Genomic DNA, 17,703 nt, shown 5'->3' with positions numbered 1-17,703 from the left:
GTTGGTCGTTCGGTGGTTATGGCGAAGGGGAAACACCCGGTCCCATCCCGAACCCGGAAGTTAAGCCCTTCAGCGCCGATGGTACTGCACGGGAGACTGTGTGGGAGAGTAGGACACCGCCGGACACTTTTTGGTCGAGGGTCGCCCCGGTTACCCGGGGCGGCCCTCGACGCATGTCTTGGACCTGTCAAAATGGGGTTCAGGTCCATGAAGCAATCGAGAACAGTGACGGACGTGATGAGCGCGGAAGAGGACGGCCGCAAGGACGATCGGCGGGGCGACGACGGGGGTCGTGGCAAGCCTGCCCATCGGGGGGGCAAACCCCGCGGCGCATCCGGCGGACAGGGTCCCCGCAAGGGCGGCGGACCACGCGGCGGCGTGCCTCGGGGTGGTGCTCAGGGCTCGGGTCGCCCCGGTGGTCATCGGCCGTCGGGAGAGCGGGACGGCGGCGGTGCCGGCGCCCCTCGGGACCGTTCGTCCTCCAGCAGTGGCTGGAAGGGGCGTCCCGCAAAGTCCGGCGGTCAGCGTGATGACCGAGGCCAGCGACCAGGCCGTCCGTTCAAGCGCACTGATGACACTCGCTCTGGCGGTGAAGAACGCCGGGGAGAGGCTCCGCGCGGCCCGCGAGGCGAGGGCGGCTTCCAGGGGCGACCGAAGGACCGGGATTTCCGTGGGCCACGGCGTGGCCGCGATGGAGAGCAGCGGTCCGGTGGGTTCCGGAAGGATCGGGACTCCGGTCAGCGTGGGGGCGAACGTCGCTTCGACGACAGGCGTCCCGGCGACCGCGGTAAGCCATTCGGTGATCGCGACAAGCCGCGTAGTGGCGGGTCCCGTCCGTACGGCGACCGTGACGACAAGCGCGGCCCCAGGCCCTATGGCGATCGCGACGACAAGCGCGGGCCTAAGTCCTACGGTGATCGCGACGACCGGCGTGGTCCCGGCTCCTATGGCGACCGCGACGATAGACGCGGTTCCAAGTCCTACGGTGACCGCGACAGGCGCGGCCCCGGGGGCTATGGCGACCGCGATGACAAGCGCGGTCCCAAGTCCTACGGTGATCGCGACGAAAAGCGCGGTCCCAGGTCCTATGACGATCGCGGTGGCTCCCGGCCGAGTAAGCCCTACGGTGACCGTGACGATAAGCGTGGCCCCAGGTCCTACAGTGACCGCGACAGGCGCGGCCCTGGGGGCTATGGCGACCGCGACGATAAGCGTGGCCCGAGGCCTTACGGTGACCGCGATGACAAGCGCGGGCCTAAGTCCTACGGTGACCGCGACGACAAGCGCGGGCCTAAGTCCTACGGTGACCGCGACGACAAGCGCGGGCCTAAGTCCTACGGTGACCGCGACGACAAGCGCGGGCCCAGGTCCTACGGTGACCGCGACAGGCGCGGCCCTGGGGGCTATGGCGACCGCGACGACAAGCGCGGCCCCGGATCCTACGGTGATCGCGATGATAAGCGCGGTCCTAGGTCTTATGACGATCGTGGTGGCTCCCGGCCGGGCAAGCCGTACGGCGATCGAGACGACCGGCGTGGCCGACCGTTCAAGGACCGGGATAAGACCGGTGGCTCTCGCCCAGAGCGTGATGACCGGGGCGGCGCAAGGCAGGGACGGCCCTACGGGGACCGGGATGACCGGCGCGGACCGAAGCCGTACGGGGACCGTGACAAGCCCCGTGGGGGTGGCTCGCGTCCATACGGTGATCGAGACGACCGGCGTGGCTCGCGTCCGGGTAAGGCGTTCGGCGACCGTGACAGGCCGCGTGGCGGTGGCGGAGGCCGGGGTAAGCCCTTCGGTGACCGCGACCGTGGCCCGCGCCGTCCTCGTGAGGATGACGGTCGGTCGTACGGGCCGCCGCGCGAACGTGGGGCTCAGCGCGACCGTGAGGGGCAGGCCCCTCCGCACGACATTCCTGCCCTGCCTGAGGACGTCACCGGCGAGGAGCTGGACGCGGACGCGCGAGTTGAGCTGCGTACGCTGCCGAAGGACCTCGCTGGACGGGTCGCCCGTCACCTCGTGATGGCCGGAAGGCTGGCCGAGGAGGATCCCGAGGCGGCCTACAAGCATGCCCGGGAAGCGCGGCGGCTGGCTTCGCGTGTCGGGCTCGTACGGGAAGCGGCCGGGCTGGCCGCGTACCGCGCGGGCGAATGGGCGGAGGCCCTGGCGGAGCTGCGCGCGGCGCGCCGCCTGAGCACCGGCGATGACGCCTACCTGCCGGTGATGGCCGACTGCGAACGCGGCCTTGGACGACCCGAGCGGGCGCTTGACCTGGTCAAGTCCCCGGACGCCAAGAAACTGGACCAGGCGGGACGCATCGAGTTGCGCATCGTTGAGTCCGGGGCCCGCCGCGACCTGGGGCAGCCTGAAGCCGCCGTGGTCACGCTGCAGATCCCCGAGCTCAAGGACCGCCGCCTGCGCCCGTGGTCGGCGCGGCTGTTCTACGCATACGCCGACGCGCTCGCCGAAGCCGATCGTACGGAGGAGGCGAGTGACTGGTTCGCCAGGGCCGCCGCCGCTGACCGCGACGACGAGACCGACGCGGCCGAACGCTACGCCGAGATCGAAGGCCTCGACATCTTCGACACCGAGGACGACGAGGAACTGATCGGCGACGCCGAGGACGATGAAGAACTGATCGGCGACGCCGAGGACGACGAGGAACTGATCGGCGACGCCGAACTGGCGGAGGCCGAAGACGTCGTCACCCTTCCGGAGCCTGATGCGCCGGAGTTGGCGGGCTCAGAAGATGAGGTTCCTTCGGAAGAAGCGCCTTTGGAAGCGGAGGGGTCTTCCGAGGGTGAGGAGCCCTCTGTTGAAGAGCCCGAGGCGCCGACGCCCGATGCCGTTGAGATCGGAGTGCCAGAGATCGCGGACCCGACGGCCATCGCGTTCCAACCCGCTGAGGACGCCGAGGCCCCCGGTGAGGGCACGGAGCCGAACGAAGAGGCGCCGGAGCCTTCAGTGGTCTTCCTCGAACCCAAGACAACCGACGACCCAGGGCAGGAGCCACGCCCACCAGCGGAGTAGCCAGGAATTCCGTTGCCGGCCGGCCGTGTACGTCCGCGAGATGGATCGTGGCTCTGGCGCCGGTCGGCTTTGCTTGCCGTTGGGGTAGGTAGCTGCCCCGGCATCGGTCGTTCGCGTTGATCAGCTTAGGGTCGCGGTCGACCGTGCCTCCAGGCGAAGACCTCGGGTTCCGTTGCCGGTCAGCTGTGTCCGCCAGTGGCTTAGATCGGTGGTGCGGTGCTAGTTGGCCGCGTTCACTGGCGGAGTTAACGGGTGCTCCTCCGGTGCTGTCCGGGGTACGGCCCGTCGGCGGTGGAGAGCGGAGCTCTGGTGCCGGTCAGTGGTGTCTCCTCGTGCATTTGTCACCCGTTGGCCGCGTTCTCCAGTGGATTTGAGCTCGCTCATTGGCCGATTGGGTCGACGGCCGTCGAAGAGAGGTTGCCGACCGTATTGCGGGGTTTGTTGCCGGGGCCTTGACGGGTGCGGCATTTCACCGGATATTCGCATGATCGTGTCGTTCGGGGGCCATCGGAGTCATCTGGTGGTTATGGACTCCATCGGTCGTGTGGAGCCTGTGAGGAGCGTCATGCCCATCGCCCTGAATCGTCGTACGTTCTTGCGCGCCACCGCCGTCGCCGGCGGCACGACCGCCTTCGCGGGTGCTTTGTGGCAGCAGGCGTTCGCCGGGCCGGCACAGCCCGGGCCCGGCCCATACGGTCCTTTGCTGGCGGCGGACGGCAACGGGGTCCAGTTGCCGGCGGGATTCAGCAGCCGGATTGTGGCGCGGTCGTTGCAGCGCGTCGAGGGGACGCGGCATACCTGGCACGCGGCGCCGGACGGCGGTGCCTGTTACCGCGACGGCGACGGGTGGATCTATGTGAGCAATTCCGAGGTGCCCCTGGTGGGCGGCGCTTCAGCCGTACGTTTTGATGCGTCAGGAAAGATCATCTCTGCGTACCGCATCTTGAACGGCACAACTCTGAACTGCGCTGGCGGCGCGACTCCCTGGAACACCTGGCTGTCGTGTGAGGAGCACGACTACGGCCTGGTGTACGAGACCGACCCGTTCGGGCAGAAGTCGGCGAAGTCACGTCCGGCCATGGGGCGCTTCAAGCACGAAGCTGCGGCCAGCGACCCTGTGCGGAAGGTCGTGTACCTCACAGAGGACCAGGGGAACGGCTGTTTCTACCGGTTCCGGCCGACGACATGGGGCGACCTTTCCAGCGGCACCCTCGAGGTGCTGGTCGGTACGGGCGTCGGCACTGTGCGCTGGGCACGGGTGCCGAATCCCGAGATCTGGCTCACCCCCACCCGAGACCAGGTCGCGGGCGCCATGCGTTTCGACGGCGGCGAGGGCTGCCACTACGCGGGCGGGATCTGCTACTTCACCACGAAGGGCGACAACCGCGTCTGGGCGTACGACGCAGTCAACGAACGGCTCGACCTGGCGTACGACGACGACCTCGTGACCGGCGGGGCCGCCCCGCTGCGCGGCGTCGACAACATCACCAGCGCGGTCTCGGGTGACCTCTACATCGCCGAGGACGGCGACAACATGGAGATCAACCTCATCACGCCCGACGACGTGGTGACTCCGTTCCTGCGCATCCTCGGCCATGACGAGTCCGAGATCACCGGCCCTGCGTTCTCTCCGGACGGCACCCGCCTCTACTTCTCGTCACAGCGCGGCAAGAGCGGCTTCGTCGCCGGTACGGACGGCTATACGTTCGAGGTGACCGGCCCCTTCCGCCGCTGACAGAGACCTCTGCTGCGGCTCGCCGATTGGCGAACGGCGCATTGCGCCATTTGACCGGCCGTCCGCTGCCTCGGAGCCTGCGCGCGTGGGCCTTGGACACTGCGTGCGATCAGCGGACACTGCATGCGGTCAGCGGACACTGCGCGCCGACATAGGACACCGCGCCGACATTGGACACCGCGGGCGGTCAGGCGTGGCGGTCCAGGGCGTGCATGATGCCCGCGACGTTGCTCACCGTGCCGTTGAGGATTTCGTACTTCTCGATGACCTCGGGATCCGTGATCTCCTTGGTCATGCGGTAGCGGTCCTTGGTACGTTCCTGCACCATTGCGGCCGCGTGGTCCAGGTCCAGTCCCTCGTTCCGGGCGTCCTTCACGGCGTCCACCCAGACCCGCAGTTCCTCAGCCGACCGGTCAAGCGTGTCGGCCACCTCCGACACCGGGCCGTAGTGCGCGAACAGCAGCCGTTGAGGCTGCAGGGACTGGAACTTGGCGAGCGACTGCAGCGCCGTCTCAAGGTCGAAGTCCGGCGGCGGGGTCGCGGGCCGGACGTCCGCGGTCTCCGGAACGTAGATCCCCGCCGCGTCACCCACGTACAGGTCACCGGTCTGCGAGTCCATCAGCCCCACATGGTGCTTGGCGTGGCCGGGGGAGTAGTACGACTCAAGGCGACGCCCTCCGCCCAGGTCGATCGCGCCGGTGTCCTGCACGGCGCGGATCCTTGCCGCCTCCGTCGGCTTGAGTTCGCCGAAGAGGGTGTCGAGGGCGTCCCCGTACACCATGCGTGCGCTGCGCATCAGGCGTTCAGGACCAGCCAGATGCCGCGCGCCCTTCTCGTGTACGACCACCTCGGCCTGCGGGTACATCTCGGCGATGTCGCCGACCCCGCCCGCGTGGTCGAGGTGGATGTGCGTCACGACCACGCTCGCCAGATCCGCCGGTCCCACGCCCAGTTCCGTCAGCGCCCGCTGCACCACGGGTGCGGATCCCGCCGTGCCCGGCTCCACCAGGCATGGCCGGTCAGAAAGGATCAGGTATCCGGCGGTGATGCCGGCGTACCCCGCCATACGCGTGTCGATCTCGTAGACGTCACCGCCGAGCGGCGTGACCGTGGTCTCGGTGTCCATTGGTAGATCATCGCTCCGTCGTGCTCTGGTTATCCACAGTTCCGGCCTGGTCTTCCGTCCGTGATGCCTCGTGGTCCAGCCTGGACTCCAGACCGCGACCGCGCGGTAGCGGAGAGGAGTAATTCGTGACCTGCCCACATGTCAACGATGTGACCCTGCTCGGCAAGCTCGCCGAGGACCCCGTCCGCCGCGCCTTACCGAGCGGCCTCGTCGTGGCCTGGCGCCTGATCGTGGACCGTCCCCGCAAAAGCCCCGGCCGCCGCGTGGTCGACGCGCTGGCCTGCGCCACGTACGAGCCGGCCGTGATCGACCAGACCCCAACCTGGCGGACCGGCGACCTCATCGAGGTCCACGGCTCCCTCCGCCGCCGTTTCTGGCGTCCGGACGAGCTCGGCATAGGCCGCTACGAAGTGGAAGTCTACGAAGCCACCCTCGTAGCTGTGTCCCCCGCTCCAGTCGCCTCCACCCCAGCCGAAGCCGCCACATCCCTAACCGGAGGCGGCATCCCCTAGCCCCAAGCCAGCACCTCCAATCAGAGGCGCCGCTCAGAGGCGCCGCTCAGAGGCGCCGCTCAGAGGCGCCACCACCCAACTGGAGGCGAAACCACCCAGCTGGAGGCCGGACCACCCAGCTGGAGGCGCGATCACCCAGGTGGAGGCGGGACCACCAGGTGGAGGCGGGACCACCCAGCTGGAGGCGCGGACCACCCCAGTAGAGGCGCGATCACCCAGGTGGAGGCGGGACCACCAGATGGAGGCGGGACCACCCAGGCGGCAGCGCGGACCATCCAGTAGAGGCGAGAGCATGGCGGGACCACCCAGGTGGAAGCGTGCACCTAGCCTGAGCCGGGAGGTGGGCACGGCCCGAGCCGAAGGTGACGGGGCCGCCCTGGAGTTGGTGGTGCCTTGGCTAGTTCGCTGGGCTTTAATTGCGGTCCAGGAGGCGGAGGACGAGGCCGGTGCGGGGCTTGGGGCCGAACGAGGTGGATTTGCGCGGGACTCGTTCACCCTGCCCCGCCACGGCCAGGACGTCCTCGACCTTGAGCGGGTTGAGGATGACGGCGGTGCCGCCCGTCCGGCGGGCCCGCTCGATCGCTGCGGCGGGGTCGTCGTGGACGACTTCGACGCTGCGCTCGTTCTCGGGGAGATCCCAGACGCCGTAGATGAGGAGGGTGTCCAGGACGGCGGTGTCCAGGCGCCGCCAGCGTTCCGAACGGCCGGGGGGCATCGCGTCGAGCAGGCGGACCGGGTCCGGGGCGGTGAGGAGGTGGAATCCGGCGCCCCCGAGGACGAACGCGGGACCCTCAGCGGCAGCGAGCGCCTCCAGAGCGGCTGGGAGGTCAGGAAGGTCGGTGACCTGGAAGATCCTGGCGGCGCGTGCCACGGCCGTGCCGGGCGGGAAGCCGGGGAGCACGCGGTGTATCGCGCCCAGGTGCGGGGGATAGCGGGTCGAGTCGACCAGGAGGGCGAGTCCGTAGTCCCAGGGGCCGTGGCCGTCACCGGCCGTGTGGTGGCGAGCCTGCAGTGCCCGGTACGTGGCGTACCGGTGATGCCCGTCGGCGATCAGCGCCTGGCGGGGGCCGAGGTCCGCCGCCACGCGGGCATGGTGGGCGGGGTCGGCGGCGCGCCACAGCCGGTGGACCAGGCCGTCGTCGGACCGGAACTCCATGAGCGAGGGCGTGCCGGTGATCTCGTCGATGATCTCCGCGGCGTCACCGTCGCCTTCGTAGACGAGGAAGATCGGCTCGGGGTTGGCGTGGGTGGCCGTCATCAAGTCCAGGCGATTGCGGACCGGGCCCGGATAGACGTTCTCGTGCGGGAGGACGGCCCCGTCGCCTTCGGAGCGGAGGCCCAGGGCACCGATGAGGCCGCGCTGTATGGGGACGTCATCCGAGGCCGCCTCGTAGACGTACAGGGCTGGTTCGGGGTCGACGATCAGCGCGCCGCCAGCGAGCCAGCGCTGGAGGGTCGCCGCGCCCTCCTCCGCGCTGGGCGGAAGGATCAGGCGGACGATGTTGTGCCCGTCGCTGGCCATCAGCCGGGCGACGGCCTTCTCGTCGATCAGGTCGTACGGCGGCGAGGTCACGGTGGCCAGATCCCCGACGACCTCGGGCGCGAAGCGCACACCCCGGAACGGAGCCAACTCCAGCCCGGCGTCCGCGGCCGGGCCGGGGGCGCCGAAGATCCAAGCGCTGAACGCTTCGGGATCCAGCCCGGAAGGGAGATCGCCGTTCACTCTGGGAATGCTAACCAGGGGCGGGGACCCGCGCCGCGCCCGGGTACCGTCGTGAGGGTCGAAGGGGAGGTCCACATGAGTGTTCAAGGGCGGGGACGATCGGAGGATTCCCCGGGCGAGAATCCAAGGCCCGCCGCACCCGACGGCGGGGTCTACGAGTGGTATACGCGGGGCCTCGAGCTCCTCAGATCCGGCAGCTCTGCTGCCGCCGTCCAGTTGCTGGCCCGGGCGGCCGAGGCCGAGCCGACCTCCCGCAGCGTCCGGGAGGCGCTCGCCCGGGCGCAGTACGGGGCGCGGCTGTTCGACGAGGCGGCGGCCAGCTTCCGGTGGATCGTCGAAGCCGACCCGGCCGAGGACTACGCGCTGTTCGGGCTGGGGTTGTCGCTGAGCCGGATGGGCGAGTTCGAGGCGGCGGTCGAGCACCTGGCCCTGGCGGTCGCGATGCGGCCCGACAACAAGGACTATTCCAAGGCGCTGCGGCACGTACGGGCCACCTTGGCCGCCCGCAAATGACCTCCCCGTACGATCAGGGCATGAGCGGCGAAAGGGGCACGATGAAGGGCAGCGACCGGCCGTTGAGCGAGGCGTACGACGTCGCTCTGCTCGACCTCGACGGCGTCGTCTACGTGGGGCACCATCCGGTGCCGGCCGCCGCCGAGTCCCTCGCCAAGGCACGCGCGGCAGGTCAGCGGCTCGCGTTCGTCACCAACAACGCCTCCCGTACGCCGAGCGCGGTAGCGGCGCTCCTAACCCGGCTGGGGGTGCCCGCCACCGCCGAGGACGTCGTGACCTCGGCCCAGGCCGCCGCCCGCCTCCTGGCCGAACGCCTGCCCGCCGGGTCCAAGGTCCTTGTGGTCGGCGGCATGGGGTTGCGCCAGGCGCTCTACGCCCGCGGGCTGCGGCCCGTCTCCACGGCGTCCGAACGGCCCGCCGCCGTCGTCCAGGGCTACGACCCCAACCTCTCCTACGGGCTCATCGCCGAAGGCGCCAAGGCCGTCAGCGAGGGGGCTCTCTTCCTGGGCTCCAACGGCGACTTCACGATCCCGGGCGTCAGCGGCCCTCCCAAGCCCGGCAATGGCTCCCTGCTACAGGTCATCCGTACCGCTACAGGCGTCGACCCGATCGTCACGGGCAAGCCCGAGCGACCGCTACACCACGAATCCATCATCCGCACCAGCGCCCAGCGCCCCCTCGTCATCGGCGACCGCCTGGACACCGACATCGAGGGCGCCCACAACGGAGACGCCAACAGCCTGCTCGTCTTCACCGGCGTGACCGACCCACTCACCGCCCTCACCGCCGAACCCCACCACCGCCCGACCTACCTGGCCCCCGACCTGACCGGCCTGCTCGTCCCCCACCCCGCCATACGTACGGACGACAACGGCTACCACTGCGTCGGCTGGACTGCACGATGGGACGACGACCACATCACCCTCACCGGCGATGGCGATCCCTACGACGGCCTCCGCGCCCTAGCCGCCGCCGCATGGCGCACAGACGCCCCCACCCCTCCAGAAGCAGTCACGCCCGCCCTGAACGACCTAGACCTAGGCCCAACCCGCTAACCACCCTCGACCGCCAAGGGCCCTGCCAAGGGCTGCCGTCAAGAGGTGCTGCACCCGAGCCGCGCCGCGGCCATGCCGATGGCCCACCTATGCCCGCCGCGCTCGCCACCCCCGGGCGCTAGCGTGGCAGTTGCGGCTGCGAGCAGCTCTTCTGCCCGGCCTCGCTCCAGGCGCCGCGGGAGTGCGGGTAGGCAAAGCGGCCAGCCGGGCCCGGCCCGGCCGCTGCACCGTGTGCGGGCAGGCGTAACCGGCGGCCAGGAACCGCAACGGGGTGGTGTTGGCCAGGTCGGCGCTGCCTGAACGCTGCGGGGCTGGGCGAGCACGACGCAGCTTGATCCAGCTGGATGCGCGACTGCTGGAGTGTGGCTAGTTGGTTCCGGCGATGAGTTCACTGAACAGCTTGTTCGCCGCGTCCGAGGTGAACTGGCGCTGCAGTTCGGCGCGGGCGACTTGCTTGCGGAACTCGCCTTCGTAGCCGGTGAAGCCGGCGTTGTGCATGGTGTCGGTGATCCAGGTCGCGAACGCCTGGTAGTTCCAGATGTGCGGCAAGCAGGTCTCGGAGTAGCTGTCGAGGAGGCCGGAATCGCCTTCCTTGACCTGGCGGATGACGGCGTGGGCGAAGACCTCGGCGTCGTGGAGGGCGAGGTGGATGCCCTTGGCGCTCATCGGCGGAACGATGTGAGCCGCGTCGCCGAGGAGGAACAGCTTGCCGTAGCTCATCGGGTCGAACACCACGCTGCGCAGCGGCACGATCTGCTTGGTGACGATCTTGCCGGTCGACACGGGGCAGCTGAAGCGAGCCTCCAGTTCGCGCCAGATCCGCTCGTCCGGCCACTGCTCAGGGGTGTCGTCGATCGAGCACTGCAGGTAGATGCGGCTGGCCTCCGGGCCCCGGGGGATCATGCCGGCCAGGCCCAGTTCGTGGATTGCCATGCCGGACGGATTCGTCGGCACCGCGGCCAACACGCTGAGCCAGGAGTATCCGTACTCGTGGGAGTACTCGGTCAGTGCAGTGGCGGGGATGGTGCGGCGGCTCGCTCCGTGAAAGCCGTCGCAGCCAGCGATGAAGTCGCAGTCGATGGTCTTTGCCGAGCCGTTGGTGTCCTGGTAACGGACGAGGGGGCGCTCGCCGGTGACGTCCTCGAGGGTGGCGTCGGCGGCTTCGTATCGGAGGTCTCCGCCGTCGCGCAGGAAGACGTCCGTGAGGTTGCGCACGAGGACCTGCTGGGGACAGTAGAGGCTTTCGTCGTTGTCGTCGTCCACGTCGATCGGCATCGCTTCGCCGTCGATGTAGAAGCCGCCCTCGCTGTGCGGAATGGGGTCGCCGGCCAGGACCTCCTCCAGGCCCCACTCCCGGAACATCCGCACCCCGAAGGTGTCGATGGTCCCGGCGCGCTGACGCTGCTCGACATAGGCGCGTGGATGCTTTTCCAGCACGATGCAGTCGATGCCGTTGCGCAGCAGGAAGTTGCCGAGCGTCAGGCCGGCGACGCCGGCCCCGACGATGACGACGGTCGTGTTTTCGCGTATCTCGGTCATGTGTGTGCGAGCCTCCGTGCTCAAAGCGGTGGTCGATCACGCCGGACGGGGCCGCCCGGTGGTGCGGCGTACAGCCACCACTCTGGAACCCGGCCCAGTCAGCGCACCACCGGTGAATGGACATCAGATGCCGAAAAGCCGCCACCTCTTGGGCGCGCGGCACTGAGGTGCTTCTCGAGCACAGGAAGCGGGTTCGGCTACTTGCTGTCGTTGCGTAGGCCCGCCTGATAACGGCCGGGTGTCTGGCCGACGACCTCGGTGAAGGCGTCGATGAAACTGGAGGGGTTGGACCAGCCACACGCCACCGCGGTCTCGGTGACGGACATGCCGTCGGCGAGGTGCGCCAGGGCGTGGTGGATGCGCAGCGTGGTGCGCCAGCGGTGGAAGCTCATGCTCAGTTCGGCATGGAACAGGCGGCTCAGGGTGCGCTCGCTGGCCCCCACCATCCGCCCCAGCTCCGCCAGGGTGGCGGGCCGGGCAGGATCCTCATGTAGCAGATTGGTAGCGGAACGCAGCCGGTCATCACTGGCTTCGGGTAGATGCAAGGACTGTTCGGCGGCGTCGGCGAGCTCATCCACGATCACGGTGAGCAGTCTCCTGTGCGCACCGGGCCCCCTCTCCGGCCGGTCGGTGAATGCAAGGAGTGCCTCGCGCAGGAGGGGGCTCACCGCGAAGACGCTTGGATGGTCCACGAGCTGCTCGCACAGGTCGAGCGGGACGGCGAGGAGACGGACGTCGGTCTGGCCGTAGAAGCGGTGGGAGTGGGCGGAGTGTGGCGGTGTCCACGTGACACGGTTGGCCGGGGCAACCCAGGTACCGCGCTCCGTCGCGGTGGCCAGCGCGCCGGCAGCGGCGTACACGATCTGCCCCTGGGGGTGTGAGTGCGGATCGAGCTGGTAACCGTGCGGTAGCCACGCTGCCCCTTGCAGCGTCGCTTCTTCGGGTTGTGCGGGCGCTGTCGAAGGTTGGCGGTCTTTCGGCATCAGGCGTCAGTTTACCGGTGGCCTGGCGGTCATGCTGGAGTAGACAGTGGGCGCATGAGCATTGCGTCAGCCGGCAGAAAGCGGCTCCCGCTCGGCCCGCGCAACCGCTGTGGGGTGGCAAGAACGCGACACGAGGTCCCGGCAGCGACTCAGCAGTCGCAGCCGCTATGGCTGGGGCGGAGGGGGCCAGGCGTTGGGATGTCGGTGTGGGGGTCAGAGGGGGCATTGGCCGTGGTGGGTGGGGGGCGTTGTGTAGAGGAGTTTTCGGGAGAGGATCTCGGCGGCCACGTTTCGGCCCATGGTCAGGCCTGCCTGGTTACTGAACTCGAAGTGGACGCCGCCCACGACTCGGGAACGGCCGGCCTCAGCGGCGGCTTCGGAGAAGCTTGCGAAGGTTCGTTCCATCGGGCGGCCTGTGGCGGGGTCGGTGGGCGCCGAATCGGTGACGTGGGTGAACGGGATGCGGTCGGCGCAGAAGAAGCCCCCGAGGACGGTCGCGGCGGTGGCGCTGAAGGAGCTGTGGCCGGAGATGTACTCCGGCGTGCTGCCCGGGCTGCCTGCGCGGGGCTTCCAGGCGGGGTCCTTCTCGGTGTGGGGGTTGCCGTCGGTGTCGGCTTGCTGGATCGCTGTTTCGGGTCGCCAATGGCGGTGTACGAATTTGGTCCGGGTGGTGGGGATCGAGGCGTCTGACATTGCGGTGCCCAGGAGTGCGAAGAGGCGTGACTTTTGGGTGAGGGGGAGTTGCGCGGAGACCTTCAGGGCGATCTTGAGCCATTCGCCGGGGGGTTGGGCCGAGCCGGTGGGCAGCGACCAGTACTGGTAGAGCGCGGACTTGCCGGAGTCCGGGATCCGGGCATCGCCTACGAGCTTGACCTCGGCGAAGGCGGCGGCGTAGTCGAGGCTCGCGAGGGGCGAAGGGCCAGGGCCCACGTAGCGGGCGGCGTCGAGGATGCCGAACGGGGCCATGTTCCGGTACTGGGTGCCGGACCAGGCTTGGGGGAAGATCTCAGGCCCGGAGCCGGGCGGCTGGGTCTCCACGGGACGTGATCCGTCCGTTGTCCGGAGGTCGAAGATGTACGTTCCTACGGATTCGCCCCAGGCTCGACCGGCAGCTACGCGGGGACCTTCACCGAGGTCGGCTTTGAGTTGGTCGTCGTAGCGGTCGGTGTAGTCGGGATAGAGGCGGGTCAGCACAGCGTGTGCCGCGGCGGCGGCCGCTGCGTGCTGGTCACCTTGGGGCGGAGCGCCCTTTGGCGGCTTCAGGAGATGGGCGCGGCGCCTGTGTTGTGAGGCGATTCCGTTGACCGCGTCGTAGATTGCCGCGTTCACCATCGCGTACGAACGTGCGGCGTCGGTGTCGCTCGCGCGGGTGAGGCGGACCGTTTCCAGTGCCAGGTCGTTCCAGGCGGCGACAGGGTCCTGCCGAAGCTTCGCAGAGGCGGGCTGGGCGCTTGCCAGGGCGATGATCAGGAGCAGCACGAGTCTCTTCATCGACCGAGCCGATCACCGGTTGGCGTGGCGGGCAATGGCGTGGGCCGGGATCGGCCTGGCCGAGATCGGCACCTGGGCGTCACTGATCGTTTTCCTTGGAATCATCTGGTGGTCGGGTCGGTGCCCGACTGTGTGCCGCAGGAGACGGAAGGGGCATTCGGATGGGTGATCGGCGCCGCGTTGCGGTGGTGGCTCTTGGATCCGTCTTGGCGGTCGGAACGGCCCAGCCTGCTTCGGCGGGACGTGGCTTTGACCTGCAGGCACATCGGGGCGGGCTCGGGCTTGTGGTCGAGAGCACGCTGCCCACGTTCGCCAACGCCCTGGAACTCGGCGTGAGCACGCTGGAGCTGGACGTACAGATCACCGAGGACCGGCAGGCGGTCGTCACCCATGACCGGCGGATCAGTCCCAGGAAGTGCAAGGACACCGCCCCGGCCACGGTGGGTGACCCGGAGTTCCCGTATGTGGGCAAATACATCAACACGCTGACGTTGAAGCAGGTCCGGACGATGGACTGCGGATCGCAGACCTTGCCGGAGTTCCCTGGTCAGCGGGCGGTTCCCGGGGCAAAGATGCCGCTGCTGCGCGAGGTGTTCGCACTTGTGCACCGGTACCGGGCGTACGGGGTCAAGCTGAACGTGGAGACCAAGGTCGAGGCGGGCGCGCCGAGCGAGACCGCACCGCGTGAGCAGTTCGTGCAGGTGACGGCCAAGGAGGTGCGCCGGGCGAAGCTCCTGCGGCAGGTCACGATCCAGAGCTTCGACTGGGGCGCGCTGATGCGGATGCGCCAGGTCGAACGCCGGTTGCCGCTGGTGGCGTTGACGAATTTCGACTTCCTGCAGATCGGGCAGCCCGGCAAGTCACCGTGGCTCGGTGGCATTGACATCGATGATTTCGGCGGCGATCCGCTGAAAGCGATCAAGACGTTCGGCGCGGTCGCGTTCTCGCCGGTGCACGGCTTCCCGCAGAACGGCAAGATCACCGACCCCGGCTACCGGCCGTACGTCACCAAGGCCATGGTCGACCAGGCACACCGGATGCGGATCAAGGTGATTCCGTGGACGGTGGACGACACGGCCACCATGAGCAAGCTGATCGACGACGGGGTCGACGGGATCATCACCGATTACCCCGACCGGCTGCGGGTTCTGATGGCCGAGCGCGGTTTCAAGCTGCCGCGGCGTTACCACGCGCGCTGAACCTGTCGCGGTCAGAGCAGCTTGCGGAGGCGTAGCAGGTCGAAGATGCTCGCCTCGATCTTGAGGCGGCCGGAGGCCCAGGCCTTGGCGGGATTGAGCTCGTCGTTCGCGAGCGCGACCAGGTCGTCGCTGTTCACGGTCAACCGGACCTGGGCGGCCCTGGGGTCCGGCGTGGACTCGAACTCGTCCAGCCCGCCCGCGTGGATCCTGCTCAGGTACGCCACGCCCAGGTCGGGGATCCGGCAGCTGATCGTGCGTTCGACGACATGCTCGGCCAGCTTGTCGGGATCCACGTCGCCCAGCCGCTCCGCCACGCGGATGAGGGCGGTGCGGCAGTCCTCCTCGTTCGCCATGGTCAGGCCGTTCCCCGTTCAGTCGGCAACGATGTCGTGAAGGGACGGTAGCGTTCTAACTGAGCCCGAAGCGACCCGCGGCATACGATCGGGGTTCTTCTTGGAGGTAAACGTGATGTCTGGCGAGGCTCCGGGGGAGCTGGGGGACGGCGATCTCGAAGAGGAGACCGCCCCCGTCGCGCCACAGAGCGCCGGTCCCGGCCTCGAGACGCCCGAGGAAGATTCCGTGGCGGCTGAGGAGGGGTTGGGGGCGCCAGAGCACTCCCCAGGCCCGCCGCAGACGGTTGCACGGGACCTGCCGGGGCCCTATGTGGTGCCCCCCTTCCGCCCAGGGCCACCGCCGGAGCCGACGGGTGACGCGCGCGTTGACGCGGCGCTCGCGCCTCTGGGCGAGCTGGGCGGTACGCAGGTGGCCGACCACGTCGAGATCTTCGAGGACGTTCACCAGCGGCTGCAGGAACTGCTGGTCTCCGCCGACGAGGAGGACTCCGGGCCGCCCGTTCCCCGGCCGCCTGGTCCGGGCGGCGCGGAGCCAGGGCCGGGCGGCTTCGGGCGATGAGCCGACGACGGCTGGACGCCGAGCTGGTGCGGCGCGGACTGGCCCGGTCACGGGAGCACGCCGGGCAGCTCATCGCCGACGGGCTGGTCAAAGTCGGCGGGCAGACCGCGGCCAAGGCCGCCACGCAGGTCGAGACCGCCGCGCCGATCGTGGTCGACACGGCCAAGAGCGGGCCGGAGTACGTGTCGCGCGGCGGGCACAAGCTCGCCGGCGCGTTGGAGGCCTTCTCCGACCTCAGCGTCGAGGGGCGCGTCTGCCTTGACGCAGGAGCCTCGACCGGCGGCTTCACGGACGTGCTGCTCCGCGCGGGGGCGGCGCACGTGTACGCGGTGGACGTCGGTTACGGCCAGATCGCCTGGTCGCTTCGTACGGACGAACGCGTCAGCGTCCTCGAACGGGTCAACATCCGTGACCTGACCCCCGAGCGGCTGGGGCAGCCCGGCGACGCGCCGCCGGATCTGGTGGTCGGCGATCTGTCGTTCATCTCCCTCAAGCTCGTCCTCGGGCCGATCAAGGCCTGCGTGGCACCCGATGCCGACTACGCCCTCATGGTCAAACCCCAGTTCGAAGTGGGCAAGGACCGGGTCGGCGCCGGCGGTGTCGTCCGGGATCCCGAGCTGCGCGCCGAGGCCGTACGGGACGTGGCGGCCCACGCGCGGACACTCGGGTTGGGAGTCAAAGGCGTGACCGCCAGCCCGTTGCCCGGTCCATCGGGCAATGTGGAGTACTTCCTGTGGCTGCGCGCGGGGGCGCCGCCCCTGGACGAGCCCGAGCTGAAGAAGGCCATCACGGAGGGGCCCCAGTGAGCACAAGGTCGGTGCTGGTCGTCGCCCACACCGGGCGGCGCGAGGCGGTACGCAGCGCGCAGCTGGTGATCGAGCGGCTCAGCGCCGCCGGGATCGGTGTTCGCGTGCTGGTCGGCGAGGCCGAGGACATCGGCTGCGCGGGCGTGGAGGTGATGCCGCCCTCCGCGGCGGCCGCGGCGGACGCCGAGGTCGTCATGGTCCTCGGCGGCGACGGCACGCTGCTGCGCGCCGCCGATCTCGCCAAGCCCGCGGGCACGCCCCTGCTCGGCGTCAACCTCGGCCACGTCGGCTTCCTCGCCGAGGCCGAACGCGAGGACCTCACCGCCACCGTCGAACGCGTCGTCACCAAGCGCTACGAGGTCGAGGAACGCATGACCATCGACGTCGTGGTGCGCCGCAACGGATCGGTCACGGGCACCACCTGGGCGCTCAACGAGGCCACCGTGGAGAAGGCCGAGCGCGAGCGCATGCTGGAGGTCGTCGTGGAGATCGACGGCCGGCCGCTGTCCCATTGGGGCTGCGACGGCGTCGTGTGCGCCACGCCCACCGGATCCACCGCCTACGCCTTCTCCGCAGGCGGGCCGATCGTCTGGCCGGAGGTCGAGGCGATGCTCGTCGTGCCGATCAGCGCCCACGCGCTGTTCGCCCGGCCGATGGTCGTGTCACCGCGCTCGGTGGTGGCGATGGAGGTGCTGCCGGGCACCCCGCGCGCCGTGCTGTGGTGCGACGGCCGCCGCACGCTCGACCTGCCGCCCGGCGCGCGGATCGAGGTGCGCCGGGGCGCCGAGCCGGTGCGGCTCGCCCGCCTGCATCTGACCCCGTTCACCGACCGCCTGGTCACCAAGTTCGGCCTGCCGGTCACCGGCTGGCGCGGCCGAGTGCGCCAGGCCGCCGCCGAGGCCGCTGAGCAGGCCTCGTACCAGGCCTCCCGGCGTCTCGACGGCGCCATCGGGGACGACACCGCGGCCAATGGCGCAGGGGGTGTTCCGCCTGTCTGTGACGAAACCCCTGCCGTCGGCAAGGAACCTGGACGTGGACAAGAGCGATAATCTCACCAGCGATACAGCGAAACAGCGAGG

15 protein-coding genes, 1 rRNA gene and 1 pseudogene are annotated in these 17,703 nt (G+C 69.3%); 10 read left to right on the top strand and 7 right to left on the bottom strand.

The genetic code is table 11. The features are described 5' to 3' along the window. Positions 1 to 8: 8 nt before the first annotated feature. Positions 9 to 125, top strand: a 5S ribosomal RNA gene (gene rrf, locus ACH34W_RS13555). A 25-nt stretch (positions 126 to 150) separates the two neighbouring features. Here rrf and ACH34W_RS13550 read toward each other — a convergent pair. Continuing rightward, complete coding sequence (locus ACH34W_RS13550) at positions 151 to 2,016, bottom strand: hypothetical protein (RefSeq protein WP_395961161.1); 1,866 nt, start codon at positions 2,014 to 2,016, stop codon at positions 151 to 153. 6 nt (positions 2,017 to 2,022) lie between these two features. Here ACH34W_RS13550 and ACH34W_RS13545 point away from each other — a divergent pair, with 6 nt between their 5' ends. Both ACH34W_RS13545 and ACH34W_RS13540 read left to right on the top strand, forming a co-directional pair. After that, entirely contained in the window at positions 2,023 to 3,030 is a 1,008-nt protein-coding gene (locus tag ACH34W_RS13545; RefSeq protein ID WP_395961193.1) for a hypothetical protein, read from the top strand. 565 nt (positions 3,031 to 3,595) lie between these two features. Continuing rightward, the gene (locus tag ACH34W_RS13540; protein ID WP_395961160.1) at positions 3,596 to 4,765 is read left to right on the top strand and encodes an alkaline phosphatase PhoX; all 1,170 of its coding nucleotides are present in this window, start codon (positions 3,596 to 3,598) and stop codon (positions 4,763 to 4,765) included. A gap of 187 nt (positions 4,766 to 4,952) precedes the next feature. Here ACH34W_RS13540 and ACH34W_RS13535 read toward each other — a convergent pair whose 3' ends face one another. Next, entirely contained in the window at positions 4,953 to 5,891 is a 939-nt protein-coding gene (locus ACH34W_RS13535; protein WP_395961159.1) for an MBL fold metallo-hydrolase, read from the bottom strand. Between the two features lie 125 nt (positions 5,892 to 6,016). Between ACH34W_RS13535 and ACH34W_RS13530 the strand changes: the two genes are divergently transcribed. Beyond that, complete coding sequence (locus tag ACH34W_RS13530; RefSeq protein ID WP_395961158.1) at positions 6,017 to 6,403, top strand: single-stranded DNA-binding protein; 387 nt, start codon at positions 6,017 to 6,019, stop codon at positions 6,401 to 6,403. A 412-nt stretch (positions 6,404 to 6,815) separates the two neighbouring features. Here ACH34W_RS13530 and ACH34W_RS13525 read toward each other — a convergent pair whose 3' ends face one another. Further along, positions 6,816 to 8,126, bottom strand: a complete 1,311-nt coding sequence (locus ACH34W_RS13525; protein ID WP_395961157.1) for a DUF1015 family protein — start codon at positions 8,124 to 8,126, stop codon at positions 6,816 to 6,818. Between the two features lie 75 nt (positions 8,127 to 8,201). On the opposite strand from ACH34W_RS13525, the gene ACH34W_RS13520 reads away from it, so the two are divergent. Both ACH34W_RS13520 and ACH34W_RS13515 read left to right on the top strand, forming a co-directional pair. Then, a complete protein-coding gene (locus ACH34W_RS13520) occupies positions 8,202 to 8,639 on the top strand; it encodes a tetratricopeptide repeat protein (protein ID WP_395961156.1) in 438 nt (145 codons plus the stop codon). A gap of 41 nt (positions 8,640 to 8,680) precedes the next feature. Beyond that, complete coding sequence (locus ACH34W_RS13515) at positions 8,681 to 9,694, top strand: HAD-IIA family hydrolase (RefSeq protein WP_395961192.1); 1,014 nt, start codon at positions 8,681 to 8,683, stop codon at positions 9,692 to 9,694. Between the two features lie 366 nt (positions 9,695 to 10,060). Here ACH34W_RS13515 and ACH34W_RS13510 read toward each other — a convergent pair whose 3' ends face one another. The 3 genes from ACH34W_RS13510 to ACH34W_RS13500 all read right to left on the bottom strand — a co-directional run bounded on the left by ACH34W_RS13510 (position 10,061) and on the right by ACH34W_RS13500 (position 13,707). Next, complete coding sequence (locus tag ACH34W_RS13510) at positions 10,061 to 11,233, bottom strand: 4-hydroxybenzoate 3-monooxygenase (RefSeq protein ID WP_395961155.1); 1,173 nt, start codon at positions 11,231 to 11,233, stop codon at positions 10,061 to 10,063. A gap of 197 nt (positions 11,234 to 11,430) precedes the next feature. After that, positions 11,431 to 12,216 carry a helix-turn-helix domain-containing protein gene (locus tag ACH34W_RS13505; RefSeq protein ID WP_395961154.1) on the bottom strand — a complete coding sequence of 262 codons (786 nt, stop codon included), beginning with the start codon at positions 12,214 to 12,216 and terminating at the stop codon, positions 11,431 to 11,433. Between the two features lie 213 nt (positions 12,217 to 12,429). Beyond that, positions 12,430 to 13,707, bottom strand: a complete 1,278-nt coding sequence (locus ACH34W_RS13500; protein WP_395961153.1) for a vanadium-dependent haloperoxidase — start codon at positions 13,705 to 13,707, stop codon at positions 12,430 to 12,432. Between the two features lie 206 nt (positions 13,708 to 13,913). Between ACH34W_RS13500 and ACH34W_RS13495 the strand changes: the two genes are divergently transcribed. Continuing rightward, positions 13,914 to 14,906 (top strand): glycerophosphodiester phosphodiesterase family protein, encoded by a 993-nt coding sequence (locus tag ACH34W_RS13495; protein ID WP_395961152.1) that lies wholly within the window; start codon positions 13,914 to 13,916, stop codon positions 14,904 to 14,906. Positions 14,907 to 14,917: 11 nt separating this feature from the next. Here ACH34W_RS13495 and ACH34W_RS13490 read toward each other — a convergent pair whose 3' ends face one another. Further along, positions 14,918 to 15,259, bottom strand: coding sequence for an SCP2 sterol-binding domain-containing protein (locus tag ACH34W_RS13490; protein WP_395961151.1), 342 nt, complete (start codon positions 15,257 to 15,259; stop codon positions 14,918 to 14,920). 115 nt (positions 15,260 to 15,374) lie between these two features. Between ACH34W_RS13490 and ACH34W_RS13485 the strand changes: the two genes are divergently transcribed. The 3 genes and pseudogenes from ACH34W_RS13485 to ACH34W_RS13475 all read left to right on the top strand — a co-directional run. Further along, positions 15,375 to 15,818, top strand: a complete 444-nt coding sequence (locus tag ACH34W_RS13485) for a hypothetical protein (protein WP_395961150.1) — start codon at positions 15,375 to 15,377, stop codon at positions 15,816 to 15,818. Then, complete coding sequence (locus ACH34W_RS13480) at positions 15,815 to 16,624, top strand: TlyA family RNA methyltransferase (protein WP_395961149.1); 810 nt, start codon at positions 15,815 to 15,817, stop codon at positions 16,622 to 16,624. Before ACH34W_RS13485 ends, ACH34W_RS13480 begins: the two co-directional genes overlap by 4 nt. Beyond that, positions 16,621 to 17,508: pseudogene (locus tag ACH34W_RS13475) on the top strand (NAD kinase); the annotation flags it as partial. The gene ACH34W_RS13480 and the pseudogene ACH34W_RS13475, both read left to right, overlap by 4 nt. Positions 17,509 to 17,703: the final 195 nt, after the last annotated feature.

This window comes from Actinomadura sp. 6N118 (assembly GCF_044326415.1).
GTDB lineage: Bacteria > Actinomycetota > Actinomycetes > Streptosporangiales > Streptosporangiaceae > Spirillospora.
Note: the sequence above shows the minus strand (reverse complement) of the source record. Positions and strands in the feature narration are given on the sequence as shown.